Origin of the sequence: Polynucleobacter sp. JS-JIR-II-b4 (genome assembly GCF_018687815.1) — a bacterium.
Taxonomy (GTDB): Bacteria; Pseudomonadota; Gammaproteobacteria; order Burkholderiales; family Burkholderiaceae; genus Polynucleobacter.
In genome coordinates this window covers 1352665-1376543 of record NZ_CP061306.1, presented here as the reverse complement: position 1 = coordinate 1376543, position 23879 = coordinate 1352665, and the positions used below count along the sequence as shown (strand labels likewise).

The following is a 23879-nucleotide window of genomic DNA, read 5'->3' as shown; positions in this document are numbered from 1 at the left end:
GGTTATTGGGTTTAAAGGGTGCCTAAATCAGAAAAAGGTGAACACATTCTGATATCTCTAAACCCCCTTTAAAGGTTATAAACAAGGCATTCAAATTTAATAGAGGTCTGCAATGGGCATTAAGGTAACTAAAAAACGTGTAGTTCTAATGGGTGCAGTATCTTTGGTGACTGCTGGCTTATTTGCATGTGGCGGTGGCTCATCTTCGTCCTCGTCTACCTCTGATCCCGGCACACCAACTACCTTAGTAAATTCTGCTAACGGGATGAGTCCTTATCTATGTGCTGTCAATGGTATGTGCTTGAATCCTGTCTTTGGCCTAGTTCCGAATAGCCCAATTCCTGCGAACACGCAATTTGCACAATCCACATATTCTTGGATTGATCAAAGTAACAATACGATTGTGTTGTCAGCGATGCCTTATGTGAGCGGAACTGTTTATGCAACGGATATTGATCCTGCTGGCTTCAATCTGACGGTGACGAGTACCACGGGGACGAATACTGCAGGCATCACGAATGTTCCTTATCGTTATTTCAAGGGCAATGGCTTGCCAAATTTTGCGATGGGTAAATTTCCAGTTCAACCAGGAACGCCTGCCTATCCTTATTACAACGCATTACCTGGGGGTAGCGCGGAATATCCAACAGCTGACTTAATTCCCGTTGCTACCTACAACCTTGAGAGCTACATTCCAAAAGTTCCTGTTGAGAACATCAAGGATGCCAATGGCAATGTATTGCCTGGCCCAATTTCATCTCTAATTACCGGGATTGCTTTGACTGGAACCGTTTGGCATGCCGAATTAGCAAACTCAAGCACCTCTTGGTACAACCCATCTTCAGCATTGCCATTGGATCAATGTTGGGGTCATCCTTATAACAAGCAATATCACATTCACGGCTACTCCTGGAAGTGCTTCCCAAATCAAGGAAACTCTGGCCCATCACCAATATTTGGTTACGCTTTAGATGGTTATGGAATCTATGGTCCACGCGGTGAGGATGGACAAATGATTACCAATAAACAATTGGATCAGTGCCATGGCCATACAGCCCCCGTGATGTGGGATGGCCAGATGACGAATATCTATCACTACCATCTAAACCGTGAATACCCATATTCAGTCGGTTGTTTCCATGGTGTGGTGGATTATGCAAAAGCATTGCCGAATAGCGATATGACTGAGGGTGCTAATTACGCCGGTATTACTGCCTTAATTCCAGCCTCAATTACGCCAGCTACAGCAACTACTCTAGCGCAAGATATAGCAGCTCTTGCGCAAAGTAATAAAGACTTGTTTTTGCAGTATTTTTCTTCGGTAATCACCAAGGTTCTGCGATAAATAGTTGTTAGACTGATTGCATGGGAATTCCTACGGATCTTTTTGAGATCACTGCAATCACGGCCGGCAAGGACCAGACTTTAGCGCTGCTGAAGTCTGGAGAGGTCTTAGGTTGGGGCGGCCCAGGAAGTGGCCGCTACGCACCTCCCTATATCGATATTTGTAGCGCCTTAAAAGGGTCAGACGGCAAGCCCGCGTATCTGAGCAAGCCTGCGCATTATTCAGATATTGCCGCTGGTTATGGACTGAGCTTGGGGGTCTCCAAGCAAAAGCCGTTCATCTGGGGTTTTTCTCAAATTGAGCTTGGTAATCAGGGGTTGGTTACTGAAGCTCCCTCGGCAATTGAAGGTATTACAAATATCAGCAAGCTTGCTGCAGGCCAATTTATATTCGCCGCCATAGATGCACAAGCTAGCCTATATACCTGGGGTTTAAATGTAGATGGCGCGTTAGGACGCAATACCGCACAAATCAATGCATTGCCCGCCATCATTCCCAAGCTGCCACCTATACAAGATGTGCAAATAGGGGATAACTTTATGTTGGCCTTATCAAGCGATCATAGGGTCTATGCATGGGGTAATAATTCAGCGGGACAATTAGGTCTTGGCCATCTCCGAACCGCAGAAACCCCCCAGCTTATAGCTCTCTCAGCCAAGATTAAGAGTGTCGCCGTAGGCTCTACGCACGTACTTGCAGTTTCGGCTGAGGGTAGGGTATACGGCTGGGGTAGTAATAACTTTGGACAGTCTAGCGGCGGCTCCCGCCCATATATAGATAGCCCCAAGTTGATTTCCTTCCCAGAAAAGATTGCTGCTGTAGCAGCCGGCACCCATTTTTCTCTTGCGCTAGCTTCTTCAGGAAAAGTCTATGCGTGGGGCTGGAATGGATTTGGTCAACTCGGCTTAGGCGATCTTCAGTCGCGATCAATTCCTACCTTGGTCCCTAATCTATCAGGCATTCGCTCAATTGCAGCTGGAGAAATGCACGCGATTGCAGTTGGAAAAAATCATTTATTGGGCTGGGGTAACAATGGTTCTAACCAAATAGGTAAATCTGACTTAAGACAGTTGACCCCAAATCCTTTTTTGACGATTGCTTGAGTCAAGCATGGCAAATAAACCAATACTAGTAAACCAGCGACGCGAGTTCTTGCGCTTAGGTATAGGCATAGCCTCTGGAATTGCGCTTCCCATTGGCTTGGGTGGATGTGGCAAAGAGGATCTTCGACAAACCTTTGTGCAGCCAGTGATGCTTGCTTCAGAAAATGGTGTATTGGATGTAACGCTGACCGTATCGTATTGGAATACTCAGTTATCTGGAGCGGATCCCGCAAATAAATACCCGGTGTCTTTGCGTGCCTATGGCTATAACAACAATCAGCCTAGTTATGCTGGCCCAACCTTAGTCGTTAAAGGTGGCGATAAATTAAGAATTCGGCTGATTAATCAATTGCCTCTGAATCCACCTGCTGCACCCAATGATCCGCTTCTATATATGAAGCCCAACACAACAAACTTGCATACTCATGGTCTTCATGTGTTCCCTGGTGTCTACCCAGACTCTAAGTCTGCTGAGTATGGTGACTATGTTGTAGATTCCAATTCTGGCGGAGTAGTACCTCAGGGTGACTCTCGGCAATATGTGTATGACATACCAGCCAATCATCCGGCCGGACCTTTTTATTACCACCCTCAATTCCATGGATCGAGCGCTATTCAAGTAGCAAGCCTAATGCAGGGTGCCATCATGGTGAGGGGGCCTGTAGATGAGTTACCAGAAATGGCGCAAGCGACTGAGCTCATTTTTTTATTTCAGGCACCCTATTTTGCCAATAGCAAAGCAAGTGAAAACTATGATGTCAAAGAGGGCTCATTGGAAAAGTTTGCACAAATTGCCAATCATCCAACAGGTCATGGACTTAATAATTCGAATAATGGATATATAGATGCACAACCAGTATTAATTAATGGGGTCCGTCAACCCACGATTGTGATGGAAAGTGGTGAGGTGCAAAGATGGCGTTTTATCAATACTCAGACGTTTAATTGCCTCAATCTCAATTTAGACAGTCATGTCTTGCATCAATACACCATGGATGGCTGGGGTAGCACCGATTATCAAGACTATCCCGATGCTCGTGAAAAGGATGGCAGGGGCATCGTGCTGGCGGCAGGCAATCGTTCTTCAGTGATTATGAAAGCGGGTGCGCCAGGCACTTACTTGCTAAGATCTCTGCCAGTCAAAATTGCACAAGGTAAACAGGAGGCAGTGCTACCTGGAGATGTGTTGGCAAAAATTATTGTCGTGGAGAGGCAGCCTAAAAAACTGATTGCTGAGAAGATGCCAGCCGCGCCTCTTCCGATTTCTGATTTTCTAGAACCAATTAGTAACGAAGAGTTTGCTAGATGCGGCGGTAAAAAGCGCAGTATTGTTTTTAATATAGTTGGGGGCGATGGGCTAACGCAATCACCTGGCACTCAATCTGCCGATCTCCAATTACAGAGATCCAATTCCATTACTCAGAATGTGATTCTTGGCGCTGTAGAAGAATGGACTATTTTCAATTGCAACAGCATTGCTCATTCTTTTCACATCCATGTCAACCCGATGTATGTCACCAAAGTAAACGGTAGCCCAGTTGAGCCCTATTGGTGTGACACAGTCGCATTGCCACCTGGGGGCACCCCAGAGATGCCTACCTCAGTAACGTTCCGGATGCGCTTTAAGGATTTTGTTGGGCCCTATATTTTGCATAGCCAGATGCTGCAGTATTCAGATTTGGGGATGGTGCAGCGGGTAACGGTAGTGCCCGTCTGATCCCCAAAACACTTACATTTTCTTCCTAGTTTTCAGCTATTATTTCCTCTATGCCTATTGGGGCAAATTACAAGTTTATGGTTTATTGTATTTTCTGAATTTGCCGCCTTCTGATCTTTTACTACAAGGATTTTGTCTATGAAACGCCGATTTTTGCTATTACTGATTTGTGCTCTAAGTTTAGGCATGGTTGCCTGCTCTAAAGGAACCAATTCAAGCGAAATTAAGGTAGCTGTATCGCCTGCATCACCACCAATGCTATTTGATCAAAATGGTCAGATTGTTGGCGTAGATATGGACATTTTTCAAGGTTATTGCAAGTCTCGTGGCTGCACTTTAAAAGTGACTCCTTATGATTGGCAGGGAATGCTGGGCGCAGTTTCAAGCGGTCAAGCTGATGTTGCCTTTTCTGGTATCTCGATTACGGATAAGCGCAAAGAGGCGATGGATTTTTCTCAGCCTTATTACGATAACTCTTGGCATTTAGTAAGTCTTAAAAGTAAAAACATCAAGATCACTGATTTAAATCAACTCAAGAAATATTCGATTGGCTACCCACGCGGCATGGCTTACGATGACCTGATCAGAAATGAGCTAGAGCCCAAGGGCTATTACTCTTTAAGCAAGGTAAAGCTTTATCCCTCATATGCTGAGGTAGTAACTGATCTGCAGAATGGCAATATTGATTTAGCATTTATTGAAGAGCCTGTGCTCTTGAATTATGAAAACAAGTTGAAGCTTCCTTTGGAAAGTGCATATGTATTCAAGGGTTACGATAAATTGGGATTTGCCTTTGCCAAGGGATCCAAGTTGCGCGATGACTTTGATAAGTATTTAACAGAGCTAGGACCAGAAAAAATTCAAGCGATCTTAGATAAGTGGATGAAGTAATCCTCTAGCAAAAGTTCGTCATGAGTCTTTTAGATATTCTGCTAGAGCTCTGTAAGGGTGTTGTCTACACCGTTATCGTCACACTAGTTTGCAGTATGACCGGCCTTGTCGTCGGTCTGCTGCTTTCGAGCTTGCATCGACTCTCCATCAGCAGTGTTTCATTTCTCATCGATATCTATGCCTATGTCTTTAGGGGTGTTCCGGTACTTGTTCTCTTATTCTTGGTGTACTTTGGCCTTCCCGGAATTGGCATTAAACCTCCGCCTTTAATGGCAATGGCCCTTAGTCTGGGTTTAGTAGCTGGCGCTTATCTCACAGAAGTCTTTCGCGGAGCATTTAATTCTGTCGATCCAGTCGAGATAGTTGCTGCACAGGCAATGGGTATGAGTCGCATCCAGGTTCTTCGTTATATTGAGATTCCGCAGATGCTACGCTTTTCCATTCCTGGCATGGTCAATGAATTTACCTCCGTTCTGAAATACTCTCCTTTCGCTTACACCGTTGGCATTCCAGAGATTACTAAGGAGGCCATGACATTGACAGCCAATACCCTGAAGGGAATTGATGTTTATCTGATGGTTGGAGTCCTTTATTTTGTGATTTATCGGATCTTATTAGTCGGTGTTCAGTTGATTCAAAAACATTATGAGATCCCAGGCATGAAAGAAGCTGCTGTATGACGGTAATTTCCATTCGAGACCTCACCAAGGAATTTGAGGGTCAGTTAGTACTCTCGGGGATTAACCTGGACTTGCAGCAGGGTGAAGTGAAAGTCCTGATGGGCTCATCTGGTAGTGGTAAATCAACCCTCTTGAGGTGCTTAAATCGCTTGGTAGAACCTACGTCCGGATCAATTCAATTCAAGGGCAATGAGATCCTGGGCCCCAATGTAGATGTACGGCAATTGCGCAAGCAGATTGGTTTTGTATTTCAGCAATTTGCTTTGTATAGCCATCTCACTGTCTTAGAAAATGTCACATTAGCATTACGTAAATTAGAGGGTATGGGGCTTAAAGAGGCCAATGAAAAGGCCTTACATGAGTTGTCTCGATTTGAGATGACATCCCATCAAAGTAAGTACCCAGCTCAATTATCTGGCGGACAAAAGCAGCGCGTTGCTATTGCACGAGCTTTAGCAATGGACCCAGCCGTATTGCTACTTGATGAGCCAACCTCAGCGCTGGATCCTATCATGTCTCGTGATGTGGGAGATCTCATAAATCGCCTACACCACAATGGAATCACCATGATTTGTGTAACTCATGACTTGGGTTTAGCAAGCGCCATTTCAGATCGGGTGCTATTTTTGGATAAGGGTGTCATTCGTGCAGACGAGCGCATCGATGTTCTCGCCAACAATCATTCCGATCCAGAACTACAAGCTTTTTTTGGTAAGAGAGAGTAGTCATGACGGGATCTTGGAGCGGTTTTGAACGCGATTTCATCGAGCAGATGCCACTTATATTGGCCGGTCTCTCAAATACTCTCCAATTAGCAGTTGTTATTAGTATTACGGGATTTTTATTGGGCGTTTTTGTCTTCTATCTGACGCTCAGTAGGAATGTCTTCATCCGCAATGCCATTAATGGTTACATTTCCTTTTTTATTGGCATGCCTTTAATCGTGCTTTTGTTCTTAATGTATTACGGGCTTCCTCAGTGGGGAGTCCGACTCAATCCATTTACAGTGGCAGTGATCGGATTTACCTTAAATGTGGCTGCTTACAACGCTGCATATCTAAAGACGGCATTTAATGGCCTGGATAAGACTCAGTTAGAAGCTGCTAGGGCACAAGGCTTTAAGCCGTCACAGGTATTTCGCCTGATTACTCTGCCGCAAGTGTTACGTACTTCGGTGCCAGCATTAACTAACCAAGTGATAGGCAACCTTAAAGACAGCTCGATTACGTTTTTAATTCAGTACACCGAGTTCTTTGCCCGTATGCAAGAGTTAGCCTCTACTAATTTTCAGTTCTTCAAAGCCTACTTGCTCACCGCTTTAGTATATTTACTCTTGGTTTCCGTGATTGTCTTAGTTGCTAGAAGGATTGAGCGGCGGGTGCTAATACCGATTAGCTGAATTCAGCTGAATTCAGTTAAATTTGTTTCATCAGAAATTGGATTTGTATGGAAAGTAATCATAAATTAGAGCGCGGTTTAGGTCAGCGCCAAATCGAAATGATCGCCATCGGCGGCTGTATTGGCACCGGCTTATTCATGGGCTCTGGAAAGACCATATCGATTGCTGGCCCCAGCATCATTTTGATTTATGCCGTCATTGGCTGCATCTTATATTTTGTGATGCGAGCTATGGGAGAGTTGCTCCTATCTAACCTCAATTACAAATCCTTTGTTGATTTTTCAGAAGACTTACTGGGGCCGTCAGCAGGCTTCTTTATGGGCTGGACGTATTGGTTTGCTTGGATCGTCGCTGCGATTGCTGAGATTATTGCTATTACTGGCTATATTGCTTTCTGGTGGCCTAATTTACCCCCTTGGATATCGGCACTTACGCTTGTCCTTTTATTGCTCGCCTTAAATATCCTCAGTGTTAAGGCATTCGGGGAGCTCGAGTTTTGGTTGGCTATTATCAAAGTGATCGCTATTGTTAGTCTGATTGCTCTCGGGATTTACTTATGTATTACCGGCTTTGTTTCTCCGAGTGGGGTTACCGCTCATATTAGTAACCTATGGTTCTACGGAGGATTGTTTCCTAATGGGGTCTCGGGCTTGCTGGGAGGTCTACAGAGCGCCATCTTCGCATTTGCTGGCATGGAAATCATTGGCACCATGATGGCAGAAACAAAGGATCCAGAGCGAATGCTGCCTGATGCGATTCATAAAATTCCATTCCGCATCATGATTTTCTATATTGGCACTGTCATGGTTTTAATGATGGTGACTCCTTGGGTCGATATTTCTCCCGATGAGAGTCCTTTTGTTGGCATGTTTTCTCTTGTGGGAATGGTAAGTGCTGCATCCTTGATTAATGGAGTGGTGATTAGTTCGGCTACCTCATCGAGCAATAGCGGCATCTACGCTACATCACGCATGGTATATGGCTTGGCAAAGAATCATCATGCGCCATCCATCTTTGGAAAGTTATCTTCCCATAAGATTCCTACTGGCGGTATCTTTTTTGGAACTGGCCTTGTGCTATCGGCATCCCTCATACTCACAACCACACAGTCCATGATGAGTGCATTTGAATTGGTTGGCAGCGTAACAGCCATCCTCTTTATTTATATTTGGTCAATGATTTTGTTTGCCTATCTCGCATATCGCAAGCGTTTACCTCAGGTTCATGATGAGTCGAAGTTTAAGACTCCTCTGGGTAAAACGATGATTTATGTTGCATTTGTATTTTTTGCTATTGTCATCTACGCTCTAGGCCTAAATGAGAACACACGCATTGCGCTGTACTTTCTGCCATTATGGTTTGTGGTGCTTGGATTCTTCTACTGGTTTAAGACTCGTAGAAGCCTGAATCAGAAAGCATTGATCGCAGCGTTTAAGAAAAAAGTCATTGAACAAAATGCTGCTGCAGAAATATATAGAGCTCGATAGGGGCATATGCAAATAGTGAATTCTCTCGTTGCTGATCTCAAGCTTCTTCCGCATCCTGAGGGTGGCTTTTATCGAGAAATGTATCGTTCGCCAACTATGGTTAGTGCTGAAGGCGCAGGACTAAAGAGTGCCTACACCAGTATTTATTATCTGCTATCAGGCGGCGACTTCTCATCATGGCATCGGATTAAATCAGATGAGACTTGGTACTTTCATAGTGGTTGCGATGTCAGTATCTATTTCTTTGATAAGAATAAAGAGCTGCAAACCATTCAATTGGGACTGGATTCGAAATGCTTGCAAGCCACTATTTCAGCCAATACTTGGTTTGCTGCCAAACCCATACATCAAAACTCGTTTTGTTTAGTGAGTTGTGCTGTAGCACCCGGATTTGAGTTTGCGGATTTTGAAATTGGTCAGCGGGAGATCTTGTTAAGAGAGCTTGGCCACTCTGCAGATAACATCAAGGCTATTGAGACCCTTACGAGGGCTTGATCAATGTTTTGACCGACCCCAACACTTAGATTTCGAGGTTATCAATCAGTCGAGTTTTGCCCAGCTTAGCTGCCGTCAGAATGACGAGTGGCTCGCCAGCTTGTAATTGCTCGTTGCTTGCAGGGGCTAAATCGCTTTGTTGGCGAATGGCAATGTAATCAGGCTGCCAGCCACGTTTCGCTAAAGAAGCAACTGCAGCTTTTTCAATCTCGGAGATAGATTGACTATTGCGATCCTTCAGTTGGATGACGCGCTCCCGGACTTCTCTGAGCACCTTCATTAACTCTGGTGCTTCAGCGCGCTCTTCAACTGAGAGGTAGCCGTTGCGTGATGAGAGGGCAAGCCCATCATCTGCACGAATCGTTTCACCAGGAATAATTTCTACTGGCAAGGCAAACTGCTTAGCCATCTGACGAATAATCATCAGCTGTTGGTAATCCTTTTTGCCAAACACGGCAACCTTGGGTTGTACACAAGAAAAGAGCTTCAATACAACGGTGCAAACCCCTTTAAAGAATCCTGGGCGGAACTCACCTTCAAGGATGTCCCCTAATTGCTGTGGTGGATCGACTCGGTACTCTTGCGGTTGTGGATAGAGATCTCGCTCAGTAGGTGCAAACAAGATGTACACACCTTCTTTTTCCAGTTTATCGATATCTGCCTGCATAGTGCGGGGGTAGCTATCAAAATCTTCGTTAGGACCAAACTGCAAACGGTTCACAAAGATGCTAGCGACTACAGGATCACCATGCTGTCTTGCTAGACGCATCAATGAGAGGTGGCCCTCATGAAGGTTGCCCATAGTCGGTACAAATGAAGCGCGGTTTTGACCTCTTAAATGGTCACGTAATTCTTGTATGTCGCTAATGATTTTCATGCAACAGGGGTATAGGCGAGGCGCACATAAATCGGGGCATAAGGCTCAGCTTGAGTAATTTCTACTAAGGCTTCACGTGAGAGTTCAAGCATCGCAATGAAGTTCACGATAACAACCGGTATGCCTTTGCCAGAATTAATGGCTTCTTCAAATAGCTCGCTGAACTCTACAAATTTGGTGCTTTGCAGGCGACGCAAGATACGCGTCATGAAGTCGCGCACTGATAATTCTTCACGCGTAATGGTGTGATGCTGAGTGAGTTTGGCGCGGTGTAAAACATCACGCCAGGCCATTTGTAAATCTTCAACATTGACGTCTGGCCAAGCAATGGCAACGGTAGTGTCAACATAGCCATGAGCCACCTGAAAGTCACGACCTTGCTGTGGAATCTGATCAAGCTCTTGCGCTGCTAACTTCATACGCTCGTACTCTAGGAGGCGACGTACTAATTCTGCGCGAGGATCTTCTACTTCTTCTTCGCTGTCTGCCTTCTTCATTGGCAGGAGCATGCGAGATTTAATCTCAATCAACATGGCAGCCATGAGTAGATACTCGGCAGCCAGTTCAAGATTGTGATGACGGATTTGATCAACATAGCTCAGGTACTGTTGAGTAACCTGCGCCATTGGAATATCGAGAACATTGAAGTTCTGTTTGCGAATCAAGTACAGCAATAGATCTAATGGACCTTCAAATGCCTCTAGAAAAACTTCTAGAGCATCTGGTGGAATGTAAAGATCGGTAGGGAGCTTAAAAAGCGGTTCACCATACAGTTTGGCGAAAGCAGACGACATGCCATCGGTAACCGATGGAGTGCTATCGAGTAAATCCGATATTGGCTGAGCGCTAGGCTCATTGCCTTGATTAGTCATTCGAGTACACGTAGGCGCGTTGCTTGAGTTTCGCCTCTTTGGCGCGACGCTGATCTTCAACGCTTAATGGCTCTTTGTCCCAAAGGAGGGCGCGACCAGCCTGCTGTTCAGCTTCGAGGTTTGGATGCTCAGTTTTGAGTTCAGTTAAGAACTGGGTGATTTCAGATTGATATCTTGCCATGGCATTTCCTAAAATACTCAATAAATTCAATAACTTATGAAATTAATTCGAAAAGTTATCTAGGGACTACAACCGCCATTATAGGTGCTTTTTAGGGCTATTTTTACAAGTTTGCAGCCAGCAAAGCCTCAATTTGAGGGGCTTCGACCCGGGTCATGAGGTGTTTATAGGGCTTGATAGGGTTCTTGCTGGAGAGCGGTGTATTGATATCTTCCCAGGAGAGGGGTGGCAAGGAGAAGAATTCTTCAACGCCAGCTGCAACTTGAGGAATCACTGGCTTGAGGTACAGACTCATCATCCGGAATGCTTCCAGCGTAATGCTGCAAACCCGCTGCAAATCCGCTTCACGTTCTGGATCTTTAGCGATTTCCCATGGCTTGTTCTCATCGACAAAGCCGTTAACTTTGTCAGCCAACTCCATCACGGTACGCAATGCTTTTGCATATTCGCGTCCCTCATAGAGTTCAGCTATTTTTTCGCTAGCAGCAGCAATTTCTTTGAGCAATGGATTACTCATTGCTTCATCAGAAACTACGCCACCAAATCGCTTCACTAAGAAGCCTGCGCTACGACTCGCAATATTGATGTACTTACCGAGTAAGTCGCTATTCACGCGCGCAACAAAGTCTTGAAGATTTAAATCTAAATCTTCCATGCTGTCATTAAGCTTAGTCGCAAAGTAATAGCGGAACCACTCAGGATTAAAGCCACACTCAATCACGCTGTTTGCAGAAATTAAAGTGCCGCGTGACTTACTCATCTTCTCGCCATCTACGGTTAAGAAGCCATGAGCAAATACGTTAGTTGGTGTGCGATAGCCAGCAAACTTCAAAGTAGCAGGCCAAAACAAAGTATGGAAATACAGAATATCTTTACCGATGAAATGGTATTGCTCGGTAGTGGTATCTGGCTTGACCCATTCATCAAAATTAAGGCCTTTAGCTTGGCAATAGTTGAGGAAGCTAGCGTAGTAGCCAATTGGGGCATCAAGCCACACATAGAAGTACTTGCCTGGCGCATCAGGGATCTCAAACCCGAAATATGGGGCATCGCGAGAGATATCCCAGTCGCCCAGCTTGCTTTCGCCGGGCTGGCCAACCCATTCTTTCATCTTATTGCGAGCTTCTGGCTGCAACGGTGTTTTAACTTGGGTCCAGTCGCGTAAAAACTCTTCGCAACGTGGATCAGACAACTTAAAAAAGTAGTGATCAGAAATCTTTTTGATAGGTGTTGCACCGCTGACTACCGAGAAAGGATTTTTTAAATCTGTTGGTGAGTAGGTGGCGCCACACTTTTCACAATTATCGCCATACTGATCTTTAGCGCCACACTTAGGGCACTCGCCTTTGATGAAGCGATCCGGTAAGAACATTTCTTTAACAGGATCGTAAGCTTGCTCAATCGCACGCTTTTCAATCAAGCCGGCATCACGCAGCTTGAGATAAATACTTTGTGCTAACTTCTCATTCTCAGGGCTATCTGTGGTGTAGTAGTTATCAAACGAGATGAGGAAGTTATCAAAGTCGCGCTTATGTTCTTTCCAAACATTAGCAATGAGTTCTTTAGGGGTGATGCCTTCTTTTTCAGCGCGCAACATGATAGGGGTGCCATGCGTGTCATCGGCGCCAACGTAATGCACCTCATGGCCACGCATCCGTTGAAAGCGCACCCAAATATCAGTCTGTACGTATTCCACCAAATGGCCGATATGGATCTGACCATTGGCATACGGTAGTGCGGAGGTAACAAGAAGGCGGCGTTGAGAACTGCTCATGTAATACGGACTTAAATAAGAAGGTAAGAAGGTTAAATAGGGTGCGGCACTCAATTATGCTGGCTAATGCAGTGATTTTAGTCTGCGGTTAAAGTAAAGCTCCGCGGAGTGTCCCTAAACCCCGATAAAATTGAGTTTCGCCCGACCTTAGAAAGTGTTTTATGGCAGCAAAACCAACCATTCAGATGTCTTCTGCCTCAGTGCCCTTGGTGCATGAGGTCGAGGTCATGGATGAGCTGGGTCGCCTTAAAACTACCCATATTCCTGGGGAGCGCCCTTTAACCATTTATTTGGATAAACGTGAAGTCGTGACGCTCATGACCTTGGGGAGCGCCCCAGAAGCTTTGGTCTTGGGTTATTTGCGTAATCAGCGTCTTGTGGAGTCTCCGGACGATATCGAGAGTATCCAGGTGGACTGGGAGACGGATTCAGCTGCCGTTAAGACCCGCCGTAGTACGGTGGATATTGATGCCCTAACCAGCAAACGGGTAGTAACGACTGGTTGCGGTCAGGGAACGATGTTTGGTGGGTTGATTGAGGAGATGGATGCAATTCAGCTTCCCGAGGGGCCGCTACTCTCTCAAGAGGCAATAGTTGCCTTGATTGACTCCATTCGAATCCACGACACCATCTACAAGAAGTCTGGCTCGGTCCATGCCTGTGCGGTCTTTGAGCGAGACGGTCAGGATGGTGTGCGACTGTTGCACTTTATTGAAGATGTTGGCCGCCATAATGCGGTAGATTCCATTTCTGGCTTGATGTGGCGAGTGAATAAACCGGGCAAGGATTTGATTTTCTTTACTACTGGGCGCCTGACCTCAGAGATGGTGATCAAGGGGGCTCAGATGGGCATTCCTTTCCTTCTGACCCGCTCGGGTGTGACCTTGATGGGTCTGGAGCTGGCGCGGAAAACCAATCTCACCATCCTCTCCCGTTGCTCCGGCAAACACTTTGAGATCTATAACGCCCCGGAGAGGGTCGTTTTTAGCCAAAAACCCCAATAAATTCGTCAGCAGGTGAGAGCGAAGGTTTTACAATTCGGTCATGACTATTAAATCAGACCACTGGATCCGCCGCATGGGCGAGCAAGGCATGATCAGCCCATTCGAACCTGGGCAAGTTCGCCAAGACGCCGCCGGTAACAAAATTGTAAGTTATGGCACTTCAAGCTATGGCTATGACATTCGTTGCGCGGACGAATTTAAAATCTTTACGAATATCAATAGCACCATTGTTGATCCGAAGAATTTCGATGAACAATCATTCGTCGACTTCAAGGGTGATGTTTGCATCATTCCACCAAACTCTTTTGCATTGGCAAGAACCGTTGAGTACTTCAAGATTCCACGCAGCGTATTAACCGTCTGCGTTGGTAAGAGTACGTATGCTCGCTGCGGCATTATTGTGAACGTCACGCCATTTGAGCCTGAGTGGGAAGGTTATGTCACTCTAGAGTTTTCAAACACAACACCATTGCCTGCCAAAATTTATGCGGGTGAAGGATGTGCGCAAGTACTCTTCTTTGAGAGTGATGAAGTGTGTGGAACATCATACAAAGATCGCGGTGGTAAGTATCAAGGTCAGCGGGGCGTTACCCTGCCTAAGACCTAAGCCATAACGGCAGTGCGTAAATTTCTATTTAATCGCCGTCCATCGCGGATTAATCTAGAAGAATATCGCGCCACACTCTCGCGCTCAGAAATGGCGCGACCAGAAAATAATTTCTACCATTGGCTACTAGGTACCACCTGGACTAGCTTTATGTTGCTTGTTGTCTTTGTATATCTTGGGACAAACCTTTTATTTGCTTTTGCTTATATGGCATGTGGGGATGGCGCCATTACTAATGCCAGACCAGGCTCATTGTTAGATGTCTTTTTCTTTAGCGTTCAAACGATGGCAACCATTGGCTATGGTCGCATGACGCCTACTGGTAGCTGGCCTAATGCGATTGTGACTTTTGAGGCGTTCTTTGGAATTGTTTACTCTGCGCTGACTACGGGTTTAGCTTTTGCGCGTTTTACTAGGCCTACCGCAGGCATACGTTTCTCTAAAGTGGCTGTGGTTGGTAACCATGACGGCGTAAAAACATTTAAGTTCCGTGTGGCCAATGATCGCAGCTCCCATATTGTGGAGGCGCAACTGCGACTATGGCTTATCGCAGAAAGCATGACAAGCGAGGGTGAGCGCTATCGTCGATCCGTTGAATTGCAGCTCCATCGCTCAGAGAGCCCGGTCTTTTCCTTGACCTGGACAGCGATGCATAGTGTGGATGAGGCAAGCCCGCTAAAAGATTTCTTGGGTAAAGCGGAATTGAATGGTCATTGGCACCTTTTAATTACCTTTACGGGGTATCACGAGAGCTTGGCCAATCAAGTCTATGCCCGCCATGTTTACTTACCTAGAGATGTGCAGCAAAATGCGACTTTTGTCGATATAGTCACGGTTTCGTCAGATGGCAGTCGGATAATAGATCTAGCCAACTTTGAGAAGTGGGTTCCGAATGTCTCGGATAAATTAGCAGGAGAGTTTTTATGAAATTTCGTTTTCCAATCATCATTATTGATGAAGACTTCCGCTCCGAAAATATTTCGGGCTCGGGAATTCGTGACCTCGCCGAGGCGATTGAGAATGAAGGTATGGAGGTTATTGGCTTAACTAGCTATGGTGATCTGACTTCGTTTGCTCAGCAAGCTTCTCGTGCATCCTCATTTATCGTCTCGATCGATGATGAAGAGTTTGATTCTGACTCTGAAGATAATGATCTTCCAGCTCTGAATAATTTGCGTGCCTTTATTACTGAAGTACGTAAGCGTAATGAAGATATTCCCATCTTCTTGTATGGCGAGACACGCACCTCACGTCACATGCCTAATGATATCTTGCGTGAGCTACACGGTTTCATTCATATGAATGAAGACACTCCAGAATTTGTGGCACGTCATATTATTCGTGAAGCCAAGGTGTATTTAGATTCATTGGCGCCACCATTTTTCCGTGCATTAACCAACTATGCCTCTGAAGGTTCTTATTCTTGGCATTGCCCGGGCCACTCTGGTGGCGTTGCTTTCTTAAAGAGCCCAGTAGGCAGAATGTTCCACCAATTCTTTGGCGAGAATATGTTGCGCGCTGACGTCTGTAACGCCGTGGAGGAGTTGGGTCAGCTTCTGGACCATACGGGCCCAGTGCTACAGAGCGAGCGCAATGCAGCACGCATCTTCAATGCAGACCATTTGTTCTTCGTTACTAACGGCACATCGACTTCAAACAAGATTGTTTGGCACTCTACGGTTGCTCCTGGCGACGTGGTCTTGGTTGACCGCAATTGTCATAAGTCTGTGATTCATTCCATCACCATGATGGGCGCGATTCCCATCTTCTTGATGCCTACTCGTAATCACTTGGGCATTATTGGCCCGATTCCGAAGGAAGAGTTCGAATGGAAAAACATTAAGAAGAAAATTGATGCTAATCCGTTCATCAAAGATAAGAATGTTGTACCTCGTGTAATGACGCTGACGCAAAGCACTTACGATGGCATCGTTTACAACGTTGAAATGATTAAAGAGATGCTTGATGGCAAAGTAGATTCATTGCATTTTGATGAAGCTTGGTTGCCACATGCCGCATTCCATCCTTTCTACAAGGATATGCATGCCATTGGTTCAGATCGTAAGCGCACCAAGAAGAGTTTGATGTTTGCAACTCAGTCCACTCACAAGTTGCTGGCTGGTTTATCCCAAGCATCGCAGGTATTAGTGCAGGATGCTGAAGATACTAAGCTGGATCGAGATTGCTTCAATGAAGCTTATTTAATGCATACGTCTACCAGCCCTCAGTACGCCATTATTGCTTCATGCGATGTTTCTGCGGCCATGATGGAGTCTCCTGGCGGCACAACCTTGGTTGAAGAGTCTATTGCTGAAGCAATGGACTTCCGCCGCGCCATGCGCGAGGTGGATGATAAGTTTGGGGCTGACTGGTGGTTCAAGGTTTGGGGCCCAGATCATTTGGCCGAAGAAGGTATTGGCGAGCGTTCAGATTGGGTATTGGAACCCTCTGCTGCTTGGCATGATTTTGGCAAATTGGCCAAAGACTTCAACATGCTTGATCCTATTAAGGCTACAGTGGTTACGCCTGGTTTGGATATTGAGGGCAACTTTGGCTCTATGGGCATTCCAGCGAGCATCGTGACAAAGTATCTTGCTGAGCATGGCGTGATCGTGGAGAAGTGCGGTCTCTACTCATTCTTCATCATGTTCACGATCGGTATTACCAAAGGTCGTTGGAACACGCTCGTAACAGAGTTGCAGCAATTCAAGGATCACTTTGATAAGAATGCGCCACTCTGGAAAGTATTGCCTGAGTTTGTCGCTAAACATCCACGATATGAGCGCGTTGGCTTAAAAGATATTTGTCAGCAAATTCATGAGTTCTATAAGAGCCGCAATGTAGCGCGCATGACTACTGAGATGTACACCTCAGATATGGTTCCAGCCATGATGCCTTCAGAGGCATGGGCGAAGATGGCACACAAAGAAGTGGATCGTGTGCCGCTTGACCAATTAGAGGGGCGCGTAACAGCCATGTTGGTTACTCCATATCCTCCAGGCATTCCGCTTCTGATTCCGGGTGAACGCTTTAACAAACGCATCATTGACTATCTCTACTTCGCTAGAGACTTTAATGAGAAGTTCCCTGGATTTGAGACGGATATTCATGGGCTCGTTAAAGCCAGTATCGATGGTAAGAGTGAGTATTACGTCGATTGTGTCAGGCAAGGGCGGGACATCACCCTTTAATCTCACCTCTTAGTTGAGCTAATGCCCTGAAAATTTCAGGGCATTTTTTTATTTGCCGATCTAAAAACGGTACTGTATCTTGCTTAATAATTATTTTGAAAGAGTGAGATTTTAATGGGCAAGAAACGCGTACCAAAATTTTTATTAGGCCATCCTCTAAACTCTACGCATGCTGATAAGGGTATGACGGAGACCTTAAATCTATTGAGGTGGCCAGCAAATGCTAGGCATCTTAGCTTATCCATTGCCCAATATTTAAATGGCAAGAAAAAGAAATATTGACGCGATTAGTTTTTATTTAATCGGTTTATCTAACTGAAATGTTACAGGAGTATCCTCATCCGTCTTCGTTGATGGTGCTTCTGGCTTACCCTCTTCGCCCCCTGTGAAATTAAAGTCTTTGCTCTCGATCACAGCAGCAGGCTTATCTAAGAGTGTTGTTACCAGCGCGGGGAAGGCCATCACCAGCACGACCATCACTAGCTGCAGACCTACCCAGGGGAGTGCGCCCCAGTAGATATCACTACTCTTCACCTCTTTGGGCGCTACGCCTCTCAGGTAGAAGAGGGCAAAGCCAAAAGGGGGATGCATAAAAGAAGTCTGCATATTCACACAAAGCATGACCCCAAACCACACTAGTGCTGCACTGGCTGCTGCTTGAGGATTGCCATTCATGGAATCGAGTAATACCGGTGAGAGTAATTTCACTGCTACTGGTGCCAACATTGGCACAACAATGAAGGCGATTTCGAAGAAGTCTAAGAAAAAGGCCAAAAAGAAAACAAACAAATTCACAACGATTAAGAATCCAATCCAACCACCAGGAAGGCTCGAGAAGAGTTCCTCAACCCAGAAGCCACCATCCACCCCCTGAAAGACAACAGAGAAGCAAGTTGATCCAATGAGGATGAACACCACCATGGCAGTAATACGCATGGTGTTTTGATAAGCTTCTTGTACCAATCCCTTGAGATTGGGGATGCTTGCACGGCGCAGCCAAGCGAGAAGAAGTGCGCCCATTGCACCCATGGCACCAGATTCTGTGGGCGTGGCAATGCCAGTCATGATGGTACCCAGAACCAGGAAGATCAGGACCGCTGATGGGATGATCCCCATGAGGCATTTTTTCCAAAGCGCCCAGCCTTTAAGTGTGAGGGCGCCCTCTGGTACTGGCGGTAGATAGTCGGGGCGAACGCGACTCAGGAAGAAGGTATACAGGGCAAAGAGGGCGATCTGCAAAAGCGATGGACCCCATGCGCCGAGATACATGCTGCCCACATCCGCACTGCCGCTTTGTGTTTTGAGTTGGTCTGCCAGCACAATCAATACTAATGATGGGGGTACTAACTGCGTAATGGTCCCAGAGGCTGCTAAAACGCCCGTAGCGTAGCGCATGTTGTAGCCGTAACGCATCATTACCGGTAAAGAAATCATCGCCATAGCGATCACCTGAGCAGCTACAGTGCCAGTGATAGCGCCCAAGATAAATCCAACGATGATGACAGAGTAACCAAGGCCGCCACGTACGCGCCCAAACAGTTGGCCCATCGAATCGAGCATTTCTTCTGCGAGACCACAGCGCTCTAAAATGGCGCCCATGAAAGTGAAGAAGGGAATGGCTAGCAGTAGATCATTGGCGAGCACGCTGCCAAAGATGCGCTGCGGAATGGCTTGCAAAAATGGGATGCCAAAGAAACCCTCGCTAATAGCAATGGCTGAGAAAAATAATCCCGCAGCCATTAAAGAGAATGCAACCGGAAAGCCGATCAACATAAAGACGATTAGTCCACCAAACATCAAGGGCGGCATCCACTCTAATGGAATCATTGCATCGGCTTTTCGTAATGAAGGTCTTCGGCCGGGAGGGTTGTTTTGCCCTGCAAAGCACCGATACGCTTAATGATTTCTGAAACACCTTGCAGGCTCAGCATCAAAAACCCAAAGGGCACTACAAACTTAATGGGGTAACGCGCTAAGCCACCAGAGTTCAGTGAATGCTCCATGACCAACCATGATGGGTAAAAGAGTGTCGTCCAAGAGAGCCAAGCAAATAAGAGACAGGCTGGCATTAAAAAGAACACCAAGCCAAAAAGATCAACCCACAAGCACCCACGATCAGAAAGCTGTGAGTAAATTAAATCTACGCGAACATGTTCATTGCGTTTGAGGGTGTAGGAAGCACCAAGCATAACGGCTGCGGCAAAGAGATACCATTGCAGTTCTAGTGGCCAGTTGTTACTGACATCCAATCCGTAGCGGAGTAGGGCATTGAGCGCTGACACTATGCAAGACAGCAAAATCATGATGCTGGCTGCCTTACCCAGAAGCTGGTTTACACGATCAATGCCTGCAGAGAGTTTGGACCAAAACCCCATGCACTTTAGAGGTCTGCACGACCCCGTTTAATAGCAGCAAGTACTTGGGCGGGGGCGGTACCACCAGCATGTTGGCGTGATTGCACTGAGCCATCAACGGTGAGCAAGACAAACACATCATCGCTAATGAGTTCGGGGCGGTTATCTAAACCGCATGCAAAACGCAACTCAGAAAGACTGAGATCAGTGAGCATGCAGTTTCTACCTACGCAAGCCTTAACTGCATGGGCGACTGCTTCATGGGCATCGCGGAATGCCAAGCCTTTTTTAACCAAGTAGTCAGCCAAGTCGGTTGCTGTCGCAAAACCTTCTTCAGCAGCCTTCTTCATGACTTCAGCTTTGACTTCAATATGCGGGACCATGTCAGCAAAAATCCGCAAGGTATCTTGCACGGTATCTACTGCATCAAACAAAGGTTCTTTATCTTCTTGGTTATCTTTGTTGTAAGCCAGCGGTTGACCTTTCATTAGGGTCAACAAAGAAATCAGATCGCCATATACGCGGCCAGTCTTACCGCGAGCTAATTCTGGAACATCCGGATTCTTCTTTTGCGGCATGATCGAGCTACCAGTGCAGAAGCGATCTGGTAAATCAATGAAGCCAAAGCGGGGGCTCAGCCACAAGATTAGTTCTTCAGATAGGCGCGACACGTGCATCATCAAAATCGATGAGAAGGCACAAAACTCAATTGCAAAGTCACGATCAGAAACGGCATCTAATGAGTTATTGCAGATACCATCAAATCCTAAGGCCTTAGCTACTTGTTCGCGATCGATCGGATAGGTGGTTCCGGCTAATGCTGCCGCACCTAAAGGCAGACGATTGAAACGAGCACGCAAATCTACTAATCGACTGGCATCACGGCTAAACATTTCAAAGTAGGCCATCAAGTGGTGACCAAATGTAATCGGTTGCGCAACTTGCAAATGCGTGTGACCAGGCATGATCGTGGATGCATGCTTTTCAGCTAAATCTAATAGTGCAAGACGTAAAGACTTTAGGGTGACTGCAATGTCATCAACGCTGCTACGCAACCATAGGCGTAAATCCGTTGCTACTTGGTCATTGCGTGAACGACCGGTATGCAAACGCTTACCAGCATCTCCTACTAATGCGGTTAAGCGTGCTTCGATATTCAGGTGCACATCTTCTAGTGCTAATTGCCAATTAAATTGTCCTGACTCGATTTCACTCTTGATTTGAGCCATACCCTTCTGAATATCGGCCAAATCTTGGCTGCTAATGATCTTTTGGGTAGCCAGCATCTCAGCATGGGCCAGGGAGCCGGCAATATCAACCATGGCAAAGCGTTGATCAAAGCCAATAGAAGCGGTATAACGCTGAACGAGTTCGTCGACAGGTTCTGCAAAACGGGCCGACCAAGCTTGGGCTTTGTTGGCTAAGGAATTATTTGATGAGCTCATAAACACAGTATATTGGTGTAGGTCTTTGATTATTTTAAATGTTATGTCCCCAACCCTGAATTCCTCCCCATCCGACGCTCCAAAGCGCCTTGTAATTGCCTCCCGCGAAAGTCGCCTAGCTATGTGGCAGGCTGAGCATGTCCGGGATTGCCTTAAAAAGCTCTATCCAGGCTGCGATGTCCAGATTTTGGGTATGACCACCCGTGGGGACCAGATTTTGGACCGAGCCCTCTCTAAAGTGGGTGGTAAGGGCCTTTTTGTGAAAGAGCTCGAAACCGCGCTAGAGGATGGGCGCGCCGATCTAGCGGTACATTCTTTAAAAGATGTCCCAATGGTGATGCCCGAGGGATTTGATCTTTCTTGCGTCATGGCTAGGGAAGATGCACGCGATGCCTTTGTTTCTAATGATTACGCCAGTCTTGAGGATCTTCCTCATGGGGCCATTGTGGGTACATCGAGCCTCAGACGTGAATCGGTGTTGCGCGCAAAGTTTCCTCATTTGGCCATACAGCCATTACGCGGCAACTTAGATACCCGCATGAGCAAGTTAGATCGAGGTGAATATCAAGCTATCATTTTGGCAGCCGCTGGCTTGAAGCGTTTGGGTTTGGAGTCACGCATTCGCGCTTACTTGCCATACGATCCTTACACTCCTGCTGCAGGTCAGGGTGCCTTGGGCATCGAAACTTTAAGTAAGCACCCCAATATCAAACAGTGGCTTGCTCCACTCAATGATTTGCCAACTTTGTTTGCTGTTTCTGCTGAACGTATGGTGTCTCGCCAATTAGGCGGGTCATGTGAAGTGCCGCTGGCTGCGCACGCAGTATGGGATCAGAACCAAATGAACATTCGCTCTTTTGTAGCGAGTGTTGATGGCCAAGCAATTTGCTTGGCTAATGGTAGCGCTCAAGTGAAGTCAGTTGAAGATGCGGAGGCCTTGGGCCTTGCAGTGGCAAAGGACTTACTGTCACAAGGCGCCGCAGATTTAATTCCTACAATTTCTAAGTAACACATAAAAAATAGAGAAAAAGCAGCCATTCAGTATGAGCACTAAAACTATCATTGTCACGAGACCTAGTGGTCAGGCTCGTCAATTGATTGAAGTGCTCACCAGGGCAATCGAGGCAAGCGGCGTCGGAAAGCGCAGTCTTCCAGAAATACTCTCTCTGCCTTTGCTAACGATTGTTCCGAAGTCGGATGGGCATTTAGCTGACCATATCGCTACCACCCTGAGTGACGCAGATCTTGCCATCTTTGTAAGTCCTAATGCCATCGAGAGTGTGATGCGTTTATTGGAGCGAGATTGGCAAGATTTTTCTAAGAAGATTATTCCGATTGGAGTGATGGGTGGCAGCAGTCATCTTGCCCTGAAAAATCATGGTGTCGGATCGGAAGATAATCCCACCCCCATCATCATCCCAGGAAATAACGAAAACTGGGACTCCGAAGGTTTGTGGAAAGAGCTTCAATCCCTGAAATGGAATTGGCAGGGTAAAAAAGTAGTGATCTTTAAAGGTGAGGGTGGCCGTGATTGGCTGGCTGACACTTTGAAAAAGGCAGGGGCAACTGTGGAAGCTATTTCAACCTACACGCGCGTACCTTTGGATATTGATAATCCGTCTTGGCAACTTGTGCGAGAAATGGATTTGAGTAAATCACTTTGGTTACTTACTTCATCTGAAGCTGTTCGCTATCTTGGCGAAGTTATGAAAGACCAATTCACGCAAAATCTCAATGTCGCCAGCGCGCTATGTCCGCATCACAATATTGCGGATGCGGCCGAAATGATTGGGTTTGGTGAAGTCTTTACGAGTGAGCCAGGCGATGAAGCCTTAATCAAGTCAACTTTAGCTTGGCTGACAATCTAAAAGTAAAAGCGAATGACTAACGCTTTGCGGTCTGTAGTAAGGCAGGCAAGAAAATCTCATTAACCAAGATGGGATGACCCTTTAAGCGATAGAGGGTGCGTCTTGCCCATAAGGGTGAACTCAAGTCAGCAAAGTGCTTAGAGTATTTTTTCCACAATTCACTGCTTTTATCTAGACGTGCAATATCGCGCGGTGGCTTTGCCTTGGAGTGTTTGCGAGTTTTGCTAAACAAGACTGCGCCCAAAGGCTTAGTACCTAAGCGCAAGACCTGATGATTGCTGCCGCTGGAACTGAGTGTTGGAATGACGCTGTGCGCCATTACTAAAGGAATGCCATTTGAGCAGAGCAGTACTTCACGTACTCTGCAGCGTCTGAGCTTGAAATGAAAATAGCGACTTTCGTCGCTATTAAGTGATTGAGGACAGTCGCGCAAAACCTGAACTTCTAGCTTTTGCCCAATTGCGTTCTCAATTTTTTGGGTGAGAGACCCGGTATCGCTTAGCCAAGGTTGCCACTCGCGTGGCGCCCGATGGATTTCACCGGAACCGACTCGATTCCATGCAGAACGGAGACGATTACGGTGAATCAT

The 23879-nt window shown here is 46.2% G+C and carries 23 protein-coding genes; 15 read left to right on the top strand and 8 right to left on the bottom strand.

Features of this window, described 5'->3' with window-relative positions; translation table 11 throughout:
• Positions 1 to 112: 112 nt before the first annotated feature.
• From ICV90_RS06910 to ICV90_RS06870, 9 genes are all read left to right on the top strand, one after another.
• Positions 113 to 1345 carry a YHYH protein gene (locus ICV90_RS06910; protein ID WP_215357490.1) on the top strand — a complete coding sequence of 411 codons (1233 nt, stop codon included), beginning with the start codon at positions 113 to 115 and terminating at the stop codon, positions 1343 to 1345.
• A gap of 20 nt (positions 1346 to 1365) precedes the next feature.
• Complete coding sequence (locus ICV90_RS06905; RefSeq protein ID WP_215357488.1) at positions 1366 to 2448, top strand: hypothetical protein; 1083 nt, start codon at positions 1366 to 1368, stop codon at positions 2446 to 2448.
• Positions 2449 to 2455: 7 nt separating this feature from the next.
• Positions 2456 to 4165 (top strand): multicopper oxidase family protein, encoded by a 1710-nt coding sequence (locus tag ICV90_RS06900; protein ID WP_215357486.1) that lies wholly within the window; start codon positions 2456 to 2458, stop codon positions 4163 to 4165.
• A gap of 138 nt (positions 4166 to 4303) precedes the next feature.
• Positions 4304 to 5056 (top strand): transporter substrate-binding domain-containing protein, encoded by a 753-nt coding sequence (locus ICV90_RS06895; protein WP_072583785.1) that lies wholly within the window; start codon positions 4304 to 4306, stop codon positions 5054 to 5056.
• A 20-nt stretch (positions 5057 to 5076) separates the two neighbouring features.
• Positions 5077 to 5736 (top strand): amino acid ABC transporter permease, encoded by a 660-nt coding sequence (locus ICV90_RS06890; RefSeq protein ID WP_215357484.1) that lies wholly within the window; start codon positions 5077 to 5079, stop codon positions 5734 to 5736.
• Positions 5733 to 6461: an amino acid ABC transporter ATP-binding protein gene (locus ICV90_RS06885; protein ID WP_215357482.1), complete on the top strand. Its 729-nt coding sequence runs from the start codon at positions 5733 to 5735 to the stop codon at positions 6459 to 6461. Before ICV90_RS06890 ends, ICV90_RS06885 begins: the two co-directional genes overlap by 4 nt.
• Positions 6462 to 6463: 2 nt before the next feature.
• Positions 6464 to 7135, top strand: a complete 672-nt coding sequence (locus ICV90_RS06880) for an amino acid ABC transporter permease (RefSeq protein ID WP_215357480.1) — start codon at positions 6464 to 6466, stop codon at positions 7133 to 7135.
• 47 nt (positions 7136 to 7182) lie between these two features.
• Positions 7183 to 8622: an amino acid permease gene (locus ICV90_RS06875; protein ID WP_215357478.1), complete on the top strand. Its 1440-nt coding sequence runs from the start codon at positions 7183 to 7185 to the stop codon at positions 8620 to 8622.
• A gap of 15 nt (positions 8623 to 8637) precedes the next feature.
• Entirely contained in the window at positions 8638 to 9117 is a 480-nt protein-coding gene (locus ICV90_RS06870) for a cupin domain-containing protein (RefSeq protein WP_215357463.1), read from the top strand.
• A 25-nt stretch (positions 9118 to 9142) separates the two neighbouring features.
• Here the strand turns inward: ICV90_RS06870 and panC are convergent, their stop codons facing one another.
• From panC to metG, 4 genes are all read right to left on the bottom strand, one after another.
• Positions 9143 to 9994 carry a pantoate--beta-alanine ligase gene (panC, locus tag ICV90_RS06865; protein ID WP_215357461.1) on the bottom strand — a complete coding sequence of 284 codons (852 nt, stop codon included), beginning with the start codon at positions 9992 to 9994 and terminating at the stop codon, positions 9143 to 9145.
• Entirely contained in the window at positions 9991 to 10866 is an 876-nt protein-coding gene (locus tag ICV90_RS06860) for a ScpA family protein (RefSeq protein WP_215357449.1), read from the bottom strand. The genes panC and ICV90_RS06860 overlap by 4 nt, the downstream gene beginning before the upstream one ends.
• Entirely contained in the window at positions 10859 to 11047 is a 189-nt protein-coding gene (locus tag ICV90_RS06855; RefSeq protein WP_215357447.1) for a DUF3460 family protein, read from the bottom strand. The genes ICV90_RS06860 and ICV90_RS06855 overlap by 8 nt, the downstream gene beginning before the upstream one ends.
• 103 nt (positions 11048 to 11150) lie before the next feature.
• On the bottom strand, positions 11151 to 12821 hold the full coding sequence (metG, locus tag ICV90_RS06850) for a methionine--tRNA ligase (RefSeq protein ID WP_215357445.1): 1671 nt from the start codon (positions 12819 to 12821) through the stop codon (positions 11151 to 11153).
• A gap of 161 nt (positions 12822 to 12982) precedes the next feature.
• Here metG and ICV90_RS06845 point away from each other — a divergent pair, with 161 nt between their 5' ends.
• From ICV90_RS06845 to ICV90_RS06830, 4 genes are read left to right on the top strand one after another with little or no spacing between them, the layout of a single operon-like run.
• A complete protein-coding gene (locus ICV90_RS06845) occupies positions 12983 to 13825 on the top strand; it encodes a formate dehydrogenase accessory sulfurtransferase FdhD (RefSeq protein WP_215357436.1) in 843 nt (280 codons plus the stop codon).
• Between the two features lie 40 nt (positions 13826 to 13865).
• Entirely contained in the window at positions 13866 to 14432 is a 567-nt protein-coding gene (gene dcd, locus ICV90_RS06840; RefSeq protein WP_071464932.1) for a dCTP deaminase, read from the top strand.
• A gap of 12 nt (positions 14433 to 14444) precedes the next feature.
• A complete protein-coding gene (locus ICV90_RS06835; protein ID WP_215357434.1) occupies positions 14445 to 15359 on the top strand; it encodes an ion channel in 915 nt (304 codons plus the stop codon).
• The gene (locus tag ICV90_RS06830) at positions 15356 to 17623 is read left to right on the top strand and encodes an arginine/lysine/ornithine decarboxylase (RefSeq protein WP_072583773.1); all 2268 of its coding nucleotides are present in this window, start codon (positions 15356 to 15358) and stop codon (positions 17621 to 17623) included. The genes ICV90_RS06835 and ICV90_RS06830 overlap by 4 nt, the downstream gene beginning before the upstream one ends.
• Before the next feature lie 294 nt (positions 17624 to 17917).
• Here ICV90_RS06830 and ICV90_RS06825 read toward each other — a convergent pair whose 3' ends face one another.
• From ICV90_RS06825 to argH, 3 genes are read right to left on the bottom strand one after another with little or no spacing between them, the layout of a single operon-like run.
• Entirely contained in the window at positions 17918 to 19450 is a 1533-nt protein-coding gene (locus ICV90_RS06825) for a TRAP transporter large permease subunit (protein WP_215357432.1), read from the bottom strand.
• On the bottom strand, positions 19447 to 19998 hold the full coding sequence (locus tag ICV90_RS06820) for a TRAP transporter small permease subunit (RefSeq protein ID WP_215357430.1): 552 nt from the start codon (positions 19996 to 19998) through the stop codon (positions 19447 to 19449). The genes ICV90_RS06825 and ICV90_RS06820 overlap by 4 nt, the downstream gene beginning before the upstream one ends.
• A gap of 5 nt (positions 19999 to 20003) precedes the next feature.
• Positions 20004 to 21422: an argininosuccinate lyase gene (gene argH / locus ICV90_RS06815; protein WP_215357428.1), complete on the bottom strand. Its 1419-nt coding sequence runs from the start codon at positions 21420 to 21422 to the stop codon at positions 20004 to 20006.
• Between the two features lie 43 nt (positions 21423 to 21465).
• On the opposite strand from argH, the gene hemC reads away from it, so the two are divergent.
• Both hemC and ICV90_RS06805 read left to right on the top strand, forming a co-directional pair.
• Positions 21466 to 22431: a hydroxymethylbilane synthase gene (hemC, locus tag ICV90_RS06810; RefSeq protein WP_215357426.1), complete on the top strand. Its 966-nt coding sequence runs from the start codon at positions 21466 to 21468 to the stop codon at positions 22429 to 22431.
• A gap of 34 nt (positions 22432 to 22465) precedes the next feature.
• Positions 22466 to 23290: a uroporphyrinogen-III synthase gene (locus ICV90_RS06805; protein ID WP_215357424.1), complete on the top strand. Its 825-nt coding sequence runs from the start codon at positions 22466 to 22468 to the stop codon at positions 23288 to 23290.
• Between the two features lie 16 nt (positions 23291 to 23306).
• Here ICV90_RS06805 and ICV90_RS06800 read toward each other — a convergent pair whose 3' ends face one another.
• Complete coding sequence (locus tag ICV90_RS06800; RefSeq protein WP_215357422.1) at positions 23307 to 23879, bottom strand: chorismate lyase; 573 nt, start codon at positions 23877 to 23879, stop codon at positions 23307 to 23309.

Excerpts from the sequence above, each read along its gene's own strand:
- ICV90_RS06910 (WP_215357490.1), top strand. The coding sequence starts at position 113 with ATGGGCATTAAGGTAACTAAAAAACGTGTAGTTCTAATGGGTGCAGTA.
- ICV90_RS06905 (WP_215357488.1), top strand. The coding sequence starts at position 1,366 with ATGGGAATTCCTACGGATCTTTTTGAGATCACTGCAATCACGGCCGGC.
- ICV90_RS06900 (WP_215357486.1), top strand. The coding sequence starts at position 2,456 with ATGGCAAATAAACCAATACTAGTAAACCAGCGACGCGAGTTCTTGCGC.
- ICV90_RS06895 (WP_072583785.1), top strand. The coding sequence starts at position 4,304 with ATGAAACGCCGATTTTTGCTATTACTGATTTGTGCTCTAAGTTTAGGC.
- ICV90_RS06890 (WP_215357484.1), top strand. The coding sequence starts at position 5,077 with ATGAGTCTTTTAGATATTCTGCTAGAGCTCTGTAAGGGTGTTGTCTAC.
- ICV90_RS06885 (WP_215357482.1), top strand. The coding sequence starts at position 5,733 with ATGACGGTAATTTCCATTCGAGACCTCACCAAGGAATTTGAGGGTCAG.
- ICV90_RS06880 (WP_215357480.1), top strand. The coding sequence starts at position 6,464 with ATGACGGGATCTTGGAGCGGTTTTGAACGCGATTTCATCGAGCAGATG.
- ICV90_RS06875 (WP_215357478.1), top strand. The coding sequence starts at position 7,183 with ATGGAAAGTAATCATAAATTAGAGCGCGGTTTAGGTCAGCGCCAAATC.
- panC (WP_215357461.1), bottom strand. The coding sequence starts at position 9,994 with ATGAAAATCATTAGCGACATACAAGAATTACGTGACCATTTAAGAGGT.
- ICV90_RS06860 (WP_215357449.1), bottom strand. The coding sequence starts at position 10,866 with ATGACTAATCAAGGCAATGAGCCTAGCGCTCAGCCAATATCGGATTTA.
- ICV90_RS06855 (WP_215357447.1), bottom strand. The coding sequence starts at position 11,047 with ATGGCAAGATATCAATCTGAAATCACCCAGTTCTTAACTGAACTCAAA.
- metG (WP_215357445.1), bottom strand. The coding sequence starts at position 12,821 with ATGAGCAGTTCTCAACGCCGCCTTCTTGTTACCTCCGCACTACCGTAT.
- ICV90_RS06845 (WP_215357436.1), top strand. The coding sequence starts at position 12,983 with ATGGCAGCAAAACCAACCATTCAGATGTCTTCTGCCTCAGTGCCCTTG.
- dcd (WP_071464932.1), top strand. The coding sequence starts at position 13,866 with ATGACTATTAAATCAGACCACTGGATCCGCCGCATGGGCGAGCAAGGC.
- ICV90_RS06830 (WP_072583773.1), top strand. The coding sequence starts at position 15,356 with ATGAAATTTCGTTTTCCAATCATCATTATTGATGAAGACTTCCGCTCC.
- ICV90_RS06825 (WP_215357432.1), bottom strand. The coding sequence starts at position 19,450 with ATGATTCCATTAGAGTGGATGCCGCCCTTGATGTTTGGTGGACTAATC.
- ICV90_RS06820 (WP_215357430.1), bottom strand. The coding sequence starts at position 19,998 with ATGGGGTTTTGGTCCAAACTCTCTGCAGGCATTGATCGTGTAAACCAG.
- argH (WP_215357428.1), bottom strand. The coding sequence starts at position 21,422 with ATGAGCTCATCAAATAATTCCTTAGCCAACAAAGCCCAAGCTTGGTCG.
- hemC (WP_215357426.1), top strand. The coding sequence starts at position 21,466 with ATGTCCCCAACCCTGAATTCCTCCCCATCCGACGCTCCAAAGCGCCTT.
- ICV90_RS06805 (WP_215357424.1), top strand. The coding sequence starts at position 22,466 with ATGAGCACTAAAACTATCATTGTCACGAGACCTAGTGGTCAGGCTCGT.
- ICV90_RS06800 (WP_215357422.1), bottom strand. The coding sequence starts at position 23,879 with ATGATTCACCGTAATCGTCTCCGTTCTGCATGGAATCGAGTCGGTTCC.